Genomic DNA, 12635 nt, shown 5'->3' on the forward strand with positions numbered 1-12635 from the left:
TAAGGATAGAAGCGGCATCCTTTTTTAAGGCACGAGAAAAAGATATAGCGGATAGCCTGACTTTTGCTTTTCTGCAAAAGTAACACCATAAAAAAACTCCGAATTAAATTTCGGAGTTTTATGTGTTTATTCTTCAACTTGCTTTTCCATAACAAAATCTTCCATAAATTTTGTGGTATAGTTACCAGCTAAATAATCTGGATGATCCATAAGTTGTCTATGGAACGGAATGGTTGTTTTTATACCCTCAATAACGAACTCATCTAACGCGCGCTTCATTTTATTAATAGCTTCTTCTCTGGTTTGCGCCGTGGTGATTAACTTAGCAATCATAGAGTCATAATTTGGAGGAATAGCATACCCAGCATATACATGTGTATCTAAACGTACACCGTGGCCTCCTGGAGCATGTAAGGTGGTAATAACGCCTGGTGATGGTCTGAACCCATTAAAAGGATCTTCTGCATTAATTCTACATTCTATAGAGTGTAATTTTGGTGTGTAATTTTTACCCGAAATTGGCACGCCAGCAGCCACAAGAATTTGCTCTCTAATCAAATCGAAATCGATAACTTGCTCAGTAATTGGGTGCTCTACCTGAATACGTGTATTCATTTCCATAAAGTAGAAGTTTCTGTGTTTATCAACTAAAAACTCAATAGTTCCCGCACCTTCATACTTAATATACTCGGCAGCTTTTACAGCAGCTTCACCCATTTTTTTTCGTAAGGCATTCGTCATAAACGGCGATGGTACCTCTTCAGTAAGCTTTTGATGACGACGTTGCACAGAACAATCACGCTCTGATAGGTGACAAGCTTTTCCTGTAGAATCCCCTACAATTTGAATTTCAATATGTCTAGGTTCTTCAATAAGTTTCTCCATATACATATCGTCATTACCAAAAGCAGCTTTTGATTCTGTTCTAGCTGATTCCCAAGCGGCTTGCAAATCTTCTGGTTTCCAAACGGCACGCATACCTTTTCCTCCTCCACCAGCAGACGCTTTTAGCATCACAGGATAGCCTGTTTCTTCAGCTATCTTTTTACAGGCTTCAAAATCTTCTATCACACCGTCACTTCCAGGCACACATGGTACGCCAGCCGCTTTCATAGTTGCTTTAGCATTGGCTTTATCTCCCATTCTATCAATCATTTCAGGAGATGCCCCGATAAATTTTATACCGTGCTCTTCACAGATTTTAGAAAATTTGGCGTTTTCAGATAAAAATCCGTATCCAGGATGGATGGCATCTGCATTGGTAATTTCGGCAGCAGATATAATATTCGACATTTTTAAATAAGACTCACTACTTGGAGCTGGCCCTATACAAACGGCTTCATCAGCAAATTTAACATGTAAACTTTCTGCGTCAACTGTAGAGTATACAGCTACCGTTTTTATGCCCATTTCTTTACAGGTTCTAATAACACGTAAGGCTATTTCCCCTCTATTGGCTATTAATATTTTTTTAAACATCTTTAGTGGTTTAGATTAAAATGACAATTGGATTATTCATGTAATTAGAACGGTTACACTCTAATGGTTGATAAATCTAATAATCTAAAAATTAAGATGGGTCAACTAAGAATAGTGGCTGATCAAATTCAACAGGAGATGAATCATCAACTAAAATCTTAACAATTTTTCCAGAAACTTCAGATTCTATTTCATTAAAAAGCTTCATGGCTTCAATAATACAAAGCACATCTCCTTCAGCAATGGTTTGACCAACCTCAACAAATAATGGTTTATCTGGTGATGGTTTTCTGTAGAATGTACCTATTATAGGCGATTTGATGGTAATGTATTTTGAATCGTCAGAAGTCGCTGGGGCAGCAGGCGCAGGTGCCGCTGCAGGAACAGGTGCTTCAGCTATAGGTGCTGGCGCAGCAACAGGTTGTGCCATTTGCTGTGTAGGAACTTGATGAACAATGGTTGTTTCAGAATCTGATCCTGTTTTAATGGTGATTTTTACATCATCCATTTCTAATTTAACCTCACTTGCTCCAGATTTGGCAACAAACTTAATTAAGTTTTGAATCTCTTTTAAATCCATAATTTTATTACTAATTAATTAGTTAGTGGTTAGTTAAGAATTATAGGCCCATTTTAAATAAATAGCCCCCCAGTTAAATCCACCTCCAAAAGCAGCAAATATAATATTATCTCCTTTTTTTAGTTGGGATTCATAATCATTCAATAATAACGGTAAGGTAGCCGATGTAGTATTCCCATATTTGTGAATATTAACCATAACCTTATCTTCTTCTAAATCTATACGTTGTGCCGTAGCATCTATAATACGTTTATTTGCTTGATGCGCCGCAAGCCAATCTACATCATCTTTAGTTAGATTATTTCGTTCTAAGATTTTTACCGTAGCATCAGCCATGTTAAACACTGCATTTTTGAATACGGTTCGGCCTTCTTGAAACGCATAATGACCGCCGTTATCTAAAACATCATGTGTGATGGCATGCGAAGATCCGCCGTAGGTAGCTTGTAAAAAATCTCTACCAGAACCATCACTTCTTAAATACTCATCTTGAAGCCCTAAATTTTCTTCAGTTGGTTCAAAAAGTACGGCACCCGCACCATCACCAAAGATGATACATGTGGCTCTATCTTTATAATTTATGATGGAAGACATTTTATCAGCGCCAATCAATAATACATTTTTATAACGTCCTGATTCTATATAACTGGCAGCAACCGACATACCATATAAAAAACTTGAACATGCCGCATCCATATCAAAAGAAAACGCGTTGGTTGCTCCTATTTTCAAAGCGGTGTATGAAGCCGTAGATGCAGCTTTCATATCTGGTGTAGCTGTGGCCACAATTACCAATTCAATATCTTTAGGGTCTAAACCTTTTTTATTGATTAAATCTTGAGCGGCCTGAATGGCAAGAAAAGATGTTCCTTTTCCTTCATCTTTTAGTATACGACGCTCTTTTATACCTGTTCTTGTGGTAATCCACTCATCGTTTGTATCAACCATCGTTTCAAGAATTTGATTGGTTAATACATATTCTGGCACATAAGCACCGACAGCTGTTATTGCTGCTGAAATTTTACTCATAACTTTAGAGTTAATTTGACCAAAAAATCATTAAAATTTGGACAAAATTGTTCAAAATTTGGCGAAAACTACTAAATTTTGACGTAATAATATGCAAATTACTAGTTTTTGTCCTTCAGAAAAAGTATTTCATAAAAAAAACGCTCATAAATGAGCGTTTTAACTTATGCATGCATAGTTAGTTATGCAACATTTTCTATTTCTTCAGAGTTGTCAATTAATACTTGACCTCTGTAATATAATTTTCCTTCGTGCCAGTGCGCTCTATGATATAAATGAGCCTCACCTGTAGTAGGACAAGTTGCAATCTGTGGCGCAGTTGCTTTATAATGTGTTCTTCTCTTATCTCTTCTTGTTTTAGAGATTTTTCTCTTTGGATGTGCCATTTTATATGTTTATTTATCCGTTAATAATTTCTTTAATGTATCCCAACGAGGATCTGTATCCTCTTCTTTGTTTTTGTTTTCCTCTACTTTTGGACTTAACTCTTCTAATTTTTTAAGTATTTCAGAATCTAACGTTCCATCTTCAACTCCAGGATGCACCCTTTTGGCAGGAACAGCCAATATAGACAACTCATAGATATATTGCTGAATATTAATTTCGTAAGTACCATGTGGCACGATTAAAATATCATCATATTCATCATTATACTCTTCACCAAACTTAACAACCAAATCAAACTCATTTTCTATAGTTTGGTTGTAAGGTTCATTGGTTAAATCGCAATAGACATTAACCCATCCAGAAATTTTAAAATGTAGTTCAAGTAACGTTGTTTTCTTTTCTAAAACAACAGAAACATCAAGACTTACATCGTTAAAATCTTCATACTCAAAATATTCAAAGAACGCTCGTTCAACCTTGTACTCAAAAAGATGTTTGCCTATTTTTAAACCTACAAATGGAATTGTAAACTCTTTCAACACTTTCATTACCACATCTATTTTGAGCCCGCAAATATACAAATTTTTATTTAAGCAACATTAGTTATAAACATTTTTTTGTTTATATCTTCAACTTCCTAGTTTTATTATAGTTAAGCCGTGCTATCGGCGGTCTGTTCTAGCTACTTTTTTTAATGGGTTTGCAGTAAGCTCTTGATAATCACGTCTATTTTTATAAATTTCAATAGCACTAAAAACAGCTTCCTTAAATGAGTTTTCATCCGCTTTACCCGTACCTGCAATCTCATAAGCAGTACCGTGGTCTGGTGAGGTTCTCACCTTACTCAAACCAGCCGTAAAATTAACGCCCTGCCCAAAGGATAAGGTTTTAAAAGGAATCAATCCTTGATCGTGATAAGTCGCAATTATGGCATCAAAGTTTTTATAGTTGTTTGAGCCAAAAAAACTATCGGCTGCATAAGGCCCATAAACGAGCTTGCCTTCTTCTTTTATCTCTCTAAGCGTTGGTCGCAATATATCATCATCCTCTTTTCCAATAACACCATTATCTCCTGTATGTGGATTAATACCCAAGACGGCAATTTTTGGTTTCTGAATTTTAAAATCCTTAACAAGTGATGCATAAACCGTATTAATTTTTTGTTTAATCAACTCTGGTGTAATATGATTTGAAATTTCACTCACAGGAACGTGATCCGTAAGCAAACCCACCCTCAAATTACTGGTAATCATAAACATAAGACTTTCACCTTCTAACTCCTTAGCTAAATAATCGGTATGCCCCGGAAACTTAAATTGTTTAGATTGGATGTTGAACTTATTGATTGGAGCGGTAACTAAAGCATCAATTTCATTATTCTTTAATGCCTTTGTAGCTGCTTGCAACGATTTAAAAGCATACTCACCAATTTTAGTGTCTTCTTTTCCAAATTCTATTTTAACCTGCTCATTCCAACAATTAAATATATTCACTTTACCATGCACTACTTGATTCAAATTATTTATACTTTGAAAGGTAACCTGATAATTAAAATGTGATTTAAAAAAGGCTATGGTTTTTGTTGACGCAAAAATAACAGGCGTACAAAAGTCTAACATTCTTGAATCTTCAAATGTTTTTAAAACAATTTCTGCTCCAATACCGTTTAAATCTCCTATTGATATTCCTATACGTATATTTTCTTCTGGCTTCATTAAAAATGACAACTTTTGTTTGTAATTTTGATGTTGCAAATTTAACCAAATAAACAGAGAATAGCATGTTTACCGGAATTATTGAAAATCTTGGCGTTGTAACAAATTTAAAATCGGAATTAGATAATCTTCATATTACTGTAAAAAGTAAGATTACCTCTGAATTGAAGATAGATCAAAGTGTAGCTCATAATGGGGTTTGCCTAACCGTTGTTAACATAAATAATGATGAATATACCGTTACAGCGATTAAAGAAACCCTTGATAAAACCAACTTAAATACTCTAAACGTGAATGACCCTGTTAATTTAGAGCGCGCTATGAAACTTGGAGATCGACTGGATGGCCATATAGTACAAGGCCATGTAGACCAAACGGCTATTTGCACCCATATAAAGGAAGACAACGGAAGCTGGGTGTTTACGTTTCAGTATGACTCTGACTTAAATAATATCACTATAGAAAAAGGATCTATCACCGTAAATGGCACTAGTTTAACTGTAGTTAACTCAAAAAAAGACAGTTTTAGCGTAGCCATTATACCCTTTACTTATGAGCATACCAATTTTAAGACGTTTAAAAAAGGAACCATGGTCAATTTAGAATTTGATGTTTTAGGAAAATATGTTTCTCGGTTAATGGCAATTCAAGCAGAATAGAGAAGACCTATTTTTTTCTTGAAATAATACTTTTAGCACCATAGATTAAAGCCATAGCAATACTACAAAAAATACCACCGTCAATAGGGAAACCTGGAGCGGGTGGAGGACTAGGCGGTGGCAAACCTTGAGAAAAGCACAGGGAGCCAACCAACACAAACAAGACTGAGGCAAATATTCTTTTGTTTTGTTTCTTCATTTATAACAAATGTATAAAAAAAACAAAGTAATAAAAATTAAAAAGCACGCATTTAGTTAAATTTTTATCGATTAAAAACAAAAAAACATCGATTAAAAGCAATTTATATTCCTTTACACTCTTAATTTTTTACATTTTGAATAGACTGACCACCACAAATTCATATAAAGCTAATAACTTACATCGGATTGATTTGAATATTAAATATTTAACCAATATCTGGTACTTTTTAAAGTGCCTGTTTTTTTTAGTATACTTTTATCTAACATATCTTTTAAATCACGGGTTGCCGTTGATGCAGAAGTCTTTGCTATTCGTGTATAGTTTTCAGAACTTAAACCTCCTATAAAACCTTGAGGGCCGGCATCGAAAAGTCGTTTTACAACTTTTAGCTGACGTTCATTCATTGAAATTGAAAAGCGATCAAAAAACTTCGCTTTATCAATAATAAAATCGATTAACTTTAATGTTTCTTCCTGTGCATCTAGTATTGTTTGTCCGAAATAAACTAGCCAATCAGTAATCTCACAAGTTTTATTATTATCTGCTAAAGCATCATAATATGTATTTTTACTAGCCTCTATAGTTTTAGATAAAGAAATTAATGCAGCTTCACCGATGCTTAAAGAAATGGATTTTTCAGCTAATGCTCGTGCAATTCTTCCGTTTCCATCTTCAAAAGGATGAATACTTACAAAATAAAGATGAGCTATGCCAGCTTTAGCAAGAGGCAAGATCTCATTTCCACTTTCATAATGGCTCGTATTAAACCAATTTACAAAGCCATCCATTTCCTGTTTCATTTCACTTGACGGTGGCGCTTCAAAATGCACAATATGTTTATCTAATCGCCCAGAAACAACTTGCATAGGATCTGCATGTGTTCGATATCTACCTACATCTATTAAGTCTCGCCTTCCATTCGTTAGCATTTTATGCCAATCATACATTTTTTGATGCGTAAGCGGCTCATTGAAATTTTGATATAAATCTACCATCATTTCAGAAACGCCAAACTCGGCAGGTTTTATATTTCTTTTTTCTACACTTAGTCCGAGATTCTTTTTAATAGATGATTGAATACTATCTCTATCAAGGTACTCCCCTTCAATTTCTGATGTTTTTAAAGCTTCGTTCGATAAGACTTCAATAAGGAATTGTTCCTTTTCTTCGGTATTAACATGTTTAATAGCTCCTAAAACTGTTCCAATATTTTTAGAGAATTGTAATTCTAAAGCTTTTAATTTAGTTTCGTCATAAGTGAAGTTAGGCCATTCGTCAGATTGCCAATTCCATATTTTTCGCATCATGAGCTATAAAAAGTTAGTTTATAGCTCAAATATAACAAAATTATGAGCTATATTTTAAATGTATTTAGCTCATATAGAAATTAGAGAGTAAATGATTGAGATTAGAATTCAAGACAAATTGTTGCAAAATTCACTTGATTTAAGCATATTTAAACTTCTAAATATTGACATTCAATTACTTAAAAAACACCTAACCTATGTTGTCTACTTAAAAACAAAAAGCCTCATAAACTAAACGTTTACAAGGCTTTACGATTTCAATTTGTGGTCCCACCTGTTCTACTATTTAGTATAGCTATAAAGAGTTATATGCAGTATAATGGAGTTTTAACCCTTCTCATTTTTAAATGAAATAGCTGTGTAGAGTGTTATAGATGTATAAAGGTTTGAGCATCAAATCGAAATTTAAAGCTATGCTACTTACAACTGCTCAGTATACAAACAAATAATAAAAAGGAAATGGGGTATGTGAATAACATTTATTTTTTTAATACGGAATATTTTAACTTTCTATCTATTATTTAACCTGTAAGAGTTTTATATCATTATATTTGATTTGTCGAAACATAATCCTTGAATGAAAAAGACTATAATCTACTTTTCCATAATATTATTGACTTTTTCATCTTGCCAAAAAGATGAAAATTTACCCCCAAACAATAACAATGTTTACATAACAACCTTAGATTATAAATTACTTGATGGAGGAGGCGTTAGTTTAACGGGAAAAATTGGTAATGTAGAATTACCCATTGATTATGGATTTATAATTTCTACAATTGAAAATGACACATACAATAGTAATTCTCAAGCAAAATTTCTAACAGGTATACACAATGGTGATTTCACACTTGACTTCAAAAGTAATTTAAGAGAAGGCATAACATATTATTACAATACCATTACTTTTAAAAATGGGGAATATGTCTATGGAAATGAAAAATCATTTATTTCGAATGGAAGCGCCAATCCGCAAATTGAATCAGTAGAACCAAACAAAGCTCATTTGGGAGATACCATTACCATTAATGGGAAGAATTTCTCAAAATCGCCTCAGGTTTTTTTTAATACATGGTCATCTGAAGCATTAATTGGAAATGATACTTTAATAAAATGTATAGTAATTAACAAGCCTGAACACAATGTAGAAAAGCTACCTTTTGTAGAACTGAAAGTAAGAAGTTTTACTAGTAATGAAACAATCTACGATGAATTTGCACTGCACACTCCAGTAGTTGATTCAATAAGACCTTATGAGGCCTTTCCTGGAGACACAATAACTATTTATGGAAATCATTTTAATAGAAAGAGTCATGGTAATCGATTAATCATATCTCAAAATACAGGAACTTCTGCTTACCCTGAAGTTATAAAGGCTAGTCAAAAGGAACTTCAGTTTGTTATAAGAAGAATAAGTACATATGAACCTTCAATAACTATTGAAAGCCAATCTCAAACTATTATAGCAAAGAAAAAGTTCAAGCACATATTGCCTACTATATCAAGTATTTCAAAAAACACAGTAAAATATGGTGAAAAATTAGTTGTTTATGGATCAAATTTTCCCAACAAAAATAGCTATACAAACGATACTTTGAGATATAAATTAGGCTCAAAACAGATGTCTTTTTTCGAAAATTATAGAGATAGTTTAGTAATTGACATGAATAGCTCATTCGATTATGAGGGTTTTATTATAAATGGTCTATCAATTAATTTCTTTGGAAATGATATTAAATTAGATGAAAAAATCACACTAGATGAAAATTATGTGCGTGCTTCATTTAACACTGACAATATCATCGGATATGGAACTATTAACGAAGACTTATACGCAGTTGCTTATCCTTATTCCTTTAATGATAAGTATTTAATTAAATTTAATAAGGAGGTAAACAATTTTGAGAAATTATACCCTAACGATTACTTATCGAAAGCTCCAAAAGGTTTTAATTTCTCATTTCATGGTACAAAATTTTATTCATTCAATAATAATACTGGAACACTAAAGTTTTACAGTTATGATATTTTTACTAATCAGGAGAATGAACTTGAACCTTTTCCTGGAGAACAAAGGTTTAATCCCTTTATGGCTGTTGTTGGTGATTATATTTATTATGGTCTTGGAGATACTACTATTGATGGAATTAATGATATTTGGAGATACTCAATAAACACTAACCAATGGGAGTTTGTTTTAAATCTTCCTGAAATTGAAACTTTTGATAAAGCAAAGGTAAGGCCTTTAAGTTTTTCAATTGACTCTAAGCTTTATATAGGAGGTGGACAAAACGATTTCAAACCACAATTATTAGACTTTTGGGAAATTGATACAAACACAAATTTAGCTGCAAAAAAAGCTGATTTACCTATCACTATCTCTCAAAGGATTGAAGGAATCAATATTGATGGTAAAGGGCATTTTGATTATGGAGGATCAACATATATATATGATCCGTCTACAAATAGCTGGTCTATAAAACCTACTGGTATAAACTTTAACGGATTCAATAAGCATTTCCTTGAAACCGAAAATTTTGTTTTTAGTAAAGAAGGTAATTATATTATAAAAATTAAAAAATCGCATTTTAATTAATAATGAAAACATATCTAATCAAATACAACATTTATTTATTTTTGATTATTATCTTGAGTTGTGACAGCTCTTCTACAGAAAACATTTTCCCTTCTGTAGTCGTTACAAATAGCGAATCTCTTTCTCAAGGAGGTGTTACGTTAACAGCCGATTTTCAAAATTTTTCTGAGGGGGATATCTTGGGCTTTTATGTCGACTCAAAAGAATACTTAATACCTAACCCGAAAGAAGGTCAAAATACTGTTCAAATATTATCTGGTCTGTATCAAGATAAAAAATATTCTTTTTATGCTTTTATTAAGACCAGTGAGGGAGGTTTTTTTGCTAGCCGTACTCAAGAATTTTATGCTTTATCAGGTAGTTTTATTCCAAAAATAAATACAATAACACCAGCAATCGGTTATATAGGGGATTTAATAGAGATTAATTTTTCGGAAAAGATAATTGGAGTAAAAAAAGAAGATTTTAACATCAAGCTTCACACAAAAGATGCTGAAATAATTGACGTCATTGATGATCAAACTATAGTATGTAGGGTTCCAAAATTTTTGTCAAGGCATGAATATTATAGATACACATGGGCAAAAATGTCAATTACCTATTTAGAAAAAGTTGTTCCTTGTAACTATGAATTCAACATCAAAGCACCAATTATAGATTCGGTAAGCCCCAAATTAATTGATTGGGGAGACGAAATAATCATTAAGGGAGATTTTTATAAAGAAGGATACCCTCCTGATTTTTTGACCGTAAATATAAATGATATTCCTGCAACAAAAATCACAAAAATTTCTCCAAATGAAGTAAGCCTTGAAGTAAGCATTCATATGTTCGTAAATAATCCGAAAATTCTTTTAGCAAGTAACGGTCGTGGTGTTTTTGAAACCAATACTTTTAGATATTATCCTCCTGAAATTATATCTTTTCAGCAAGGAGGAATTGGGGATGAAATCGAAATAATTGGCAAATATTTTTGGCCAGCTTCATATGTAAATGAAGTTTATTTTGACGATTACAAAGCTGAAATTATTACTGGAGAATCAACAAAACTCGTGGTAAAAATACCTGAAGGCATCTATATTGACAATAAGGCTCTATTAAAAGTACGCACTACAGATGAATTAGTTTCAGAAGCTAAAGAATTTAATTTTCAGCTGTAATATTTAAGTTTTAATCTAACTATATAATAGATTAGTTTGAGCATATAATTGAGCTCTCAAAAATTCTACAACTATAAACTTAACTATAATAAAAGGTTTCAAAGATTTAAGGTAGTCCATCACAGCCTAAATATTATCTTAAATCACCTGCTCCATTTAATCTAGATTGCAACACAATCATTTACAAATTTAAGTACTTAAATAAAATATTAACTTAGTTGTGAAATTATCTCGTCAAAAACTGTCTCACTAATTTTAGGACCTGATTTTTCAGTTAAATAAAATGATTTGAATTTCAAGAAATTATCATTCAAAAGATACTCCTTAAATATCTTCGCGTCGAAAAGTAAATTAAAATCAATACAAAAATATCCCATTGCTGTATCAGTAGAATCATAAACAAAATCAAATAATTTTATTTTACTCGTAATTGCAGTACAAATCCATATATACTTTGGATAATTTTTAATAATCATGTTTTTCTTAACTACATTATTCAAATCTGGATTTTCAAGAATTTCATTTTTATACTTGCTACTGTCAATTAAATATATATCCCACTCTATTTCCGCTTTAAACAAAGAAGAATTATAAAGAATCGCATCAATTGGATAGGGCGGACAAACTGAGCCACGCGCGGCGGGTCAAACTGAGCATAGTAAACTAAGTGCTCAAAATCGATTCATTTGTGGTTAAATTTAGTGTTATTTTTTTAATTTTTTACGCATAGACTCGCCTTTAATATCGATACGGTGAGCTGTGTGAACAAGCCGATCCAAAATAGCGTCAGCAATAGTTTGTTCTCCTATCATTTTATGCCAGGCTTCCACAGGTAATTGAGAAGCAATAATAGTACTGCGTTTACCATGGCGATCTTCAATAATTTCCATTAAAGCATGTCGATTAATATTATCCAAAGCTTTAAGTCCAAAGTCATCTAAGATTAATAAATCTTGTTTTTCCAGTTTACTAATCATCTTTAAATAAGAGCCATCAGCTTTAGCTGTTTTTAGTAAGGTAAAAAGCTTATTAGCATTGTAGTAAACCACCTTATACCCAAGAGAACAAGCTTGATGGCCTATAGCTGAGGCCATATAACTTTTTCCAGCCCCAGTACTACCTGTTATGAGGATATTTTGGTTATTCTTAATAAAATCACAGCTCGCAAAACGCTGAATCTGGTTCTTATCAAGTGCTCTTGAAGGATCGTAATCTATAGCTTCTATAACTGCATTATACCTAAAATGTGCTGACTTTGTCAAGCGGTCTATTTTACGATTTTGACGATCATCCCATTCGGATTGGGTAAGATATGCTATGAGTTCATCACTAGTGTAATTGATACTCTCAGGTGCTAAACTACTTTCAAAAGCTCTGTGCATACCAAAGAGCCTTAGTTGCTTCATTTGTTCTAATGTTTTTGTATTCATAATCTAATTTATTTGTAATAATGACTGCCTCTGATGTTCTTATGATTAGGGATATCTATAGACGCTTCTGTATCTTCTTCATCGAGTTCAT

General features: G+C 32.7%; 12 protein-coding genes. 3 read left to right on the forward strand and 9 right to left on the reverse strand.

The annotated features are described in order from the left end of the window. Nucleotides 1-126: 126 nt before the first annotated feature. The 6 genes from accC to pdxA form a co-directional block, all read right to left on the reverse strand. Nucleotides 127-1479 (reverse strand): acetyl-CoA carboxylase biotin carboxylase subunit, encoded by a 1353-nt coding sequence (accC, locus tag KFZ70_RS04950; protein ID WP_139694597.1) that lies wholly within the window; start codon nucleotides 1477-1479, stop codon nucleotides 127-129. A 91-nt stretch (nucleotides 1480-1570) separates the two neighbouring features. Continuing rightward, nucleotides 1571-2059: an acetyl-CoA carboxylase biotin carboxyl carrier protein gene (gene accB, locus KFZ70_RS04955; protein ID WP_139694596.1), complete on the reverse strand. Its 489-nt coding sequence runs from the start codon at nucleotides 2057-2059 to the stop codon at nucleotides 1571-1573. 33 nt (nucleotides 2060-2092) lie between these two features. Beyond that, the gene (locus tag KFZ70_RS04960; RefSeq protein WP_139694595.1) at nucleotides 2093-3088 is read right to left on the reverse strand and encodes a beta-ketoacyl-ACP synthase III; all 996 of its coding nucleotides are present in this window, start codon (nucleotides 3086-3088) and stop codon (nucleotides 2093-2095) included. A 182-nt stretch (nucleotides 3089-3270) separates the two neighbouring features. Continuing rightward, complete coding sequence (rpmF, locus tag KFZ70_RS04965; protein ID WP_109352001.1) at nucleotides 3271-3474, reverse strand: 50S ribosomal protein L32; 204 nt, start codon at nucleotides 3472-3474, stop codon at nucleotides 3271-3273. A 9-nt stretch (nucleotides 3475-3483) separates the two neighbouring features. After that, a complete protein-coding gene (locus KFZ70_RS04970) occupies nucleotides 3484-4023 on the reverse strand; it encodes a DUF177 domain-containing protein (RefSeq protein WP_139694594.1) in 540 nt (179 codons plus the stop codon). Between the two features lie 114 nt (nucleotides 4024-4137). Beyond that, nucleotides 4138-5190 carry a 4-hydroxythreonine-4-phosphate dehydrogenase PdxA gene (gene pdxA, locus KFZ70_RS04975; protein ID WP_139694593.1) on the reverse strand — a complete coding sequence of 351 codons (1053 nt, stop codon included), beginning with the start codon at nucleotides 5188-5190 and terminating at the stop codon, nucleotides 4138-4140. Nucleotides 5191-5255: 65 nt separating this feature from the next. On the opposite strand from pdxA, the gene KFZ70_RS04980 reads away from it, so the two are divergent. Then, nucleotides 5256-5849 (forward strand): riboflavin synthase, encoded by a 594-nt coding sequence (locus KFZ70_RS04980; RefSeq protein ID WP_139694592.1) that lies wholly within the window; start codon nucleotides 5256-5258, stop codon nucleotides 5847-5849. Between the two features lie 7 nt (nucleotides 5850-5856). Here KFZ70_RS04980 and KFZ70_RS04985 read toward each other — a convergent pair whose 3' ends face one another. Beyond that, nucleotides 5857-6048 (reverse strand): hypothetical protein, encoded by a 192-nt coding sequence (locus KFZ70_RS04985; RefSeq protein WP_139694591.1) that lies wholly within the window; start codon nucleotides 6046-6048, stop codon nucleotides 5857-5859. A gap of 200 nt (nucleotides 6049-6248) precedes the next feature. Next, nucleotides 6249-7358 (reverse strand): Fic family protein, encoded by a 1110-nt coding sequence (locus tag KFZ70_RS04990; protein ID WP_199240632.1) that lies wholly within the window; start codon nucleotides 7356-7358, stop codon nucleotides 6249-6251. Between the two features lie 577 nt (nucleotides 7359-7935). Between KFZ70_RS04990 and KFZ70_RS04995 the strand changes: the two genes are divergently transcribed. Together KFZ70_RS04995 and KFZ70_RS05000 are read left to right on the forward strand one after the other, a co-directional pair. Then, nucleotides 7936-9954 carry an IPT/TIG domain-containing protein gene (locus tag KFZ70_RS04995; RefSeq protein ID WP_139694590.1) on the forward strand — a complete coding sequence of 673 codons (2019 nt, stop codon included), beginning with the start codon at nucleotides 7936-7938 and terminating at the stop codon, nucleotides 9952-9954. Nucleotides 9955-9956: 2 nt separating this feature from the next. After that, nucleotides 9957-11114, forward strand: a complete 1158-nt coding sequence (locus tag KFZ70_RS05000) for a hypothetical protein (RefSeq protein ID WP_139694589.1) — start codon at nucleotides 9957-9959, stop codon at nucleotides 11112-11114. Nucleotides 11115-11818: 704 nt separating this feature from the next. On the opposite strand, the gene istB is transcribed toward KFZ70_RS05000, so the two are convergent. Continuing rightward, nucleotides 11819-12544, reverse strand: coding sequence for an IS21-like element helper ATPase IstB (istB, locus tag KFZ70_RS05005; protein ID WP_139694588.1), 726 nt, complete (start codon nucleotides 12542-12544; stop codon nucleotides 11819-11821). Nucleotides 12545-12635: the final 91 nt, after the last annotated feature.

Origin of the sequence: Allotamlana fucoidanivorans, assembly GCF_045788535.1 — a bacterium.
Lineage (GTDB): Bacteria > Bacteroidota > Bacteroidia > Flavobacteriales > Flavobacteriaceae > Allotamlana > Allotamlana fucoidanivorans.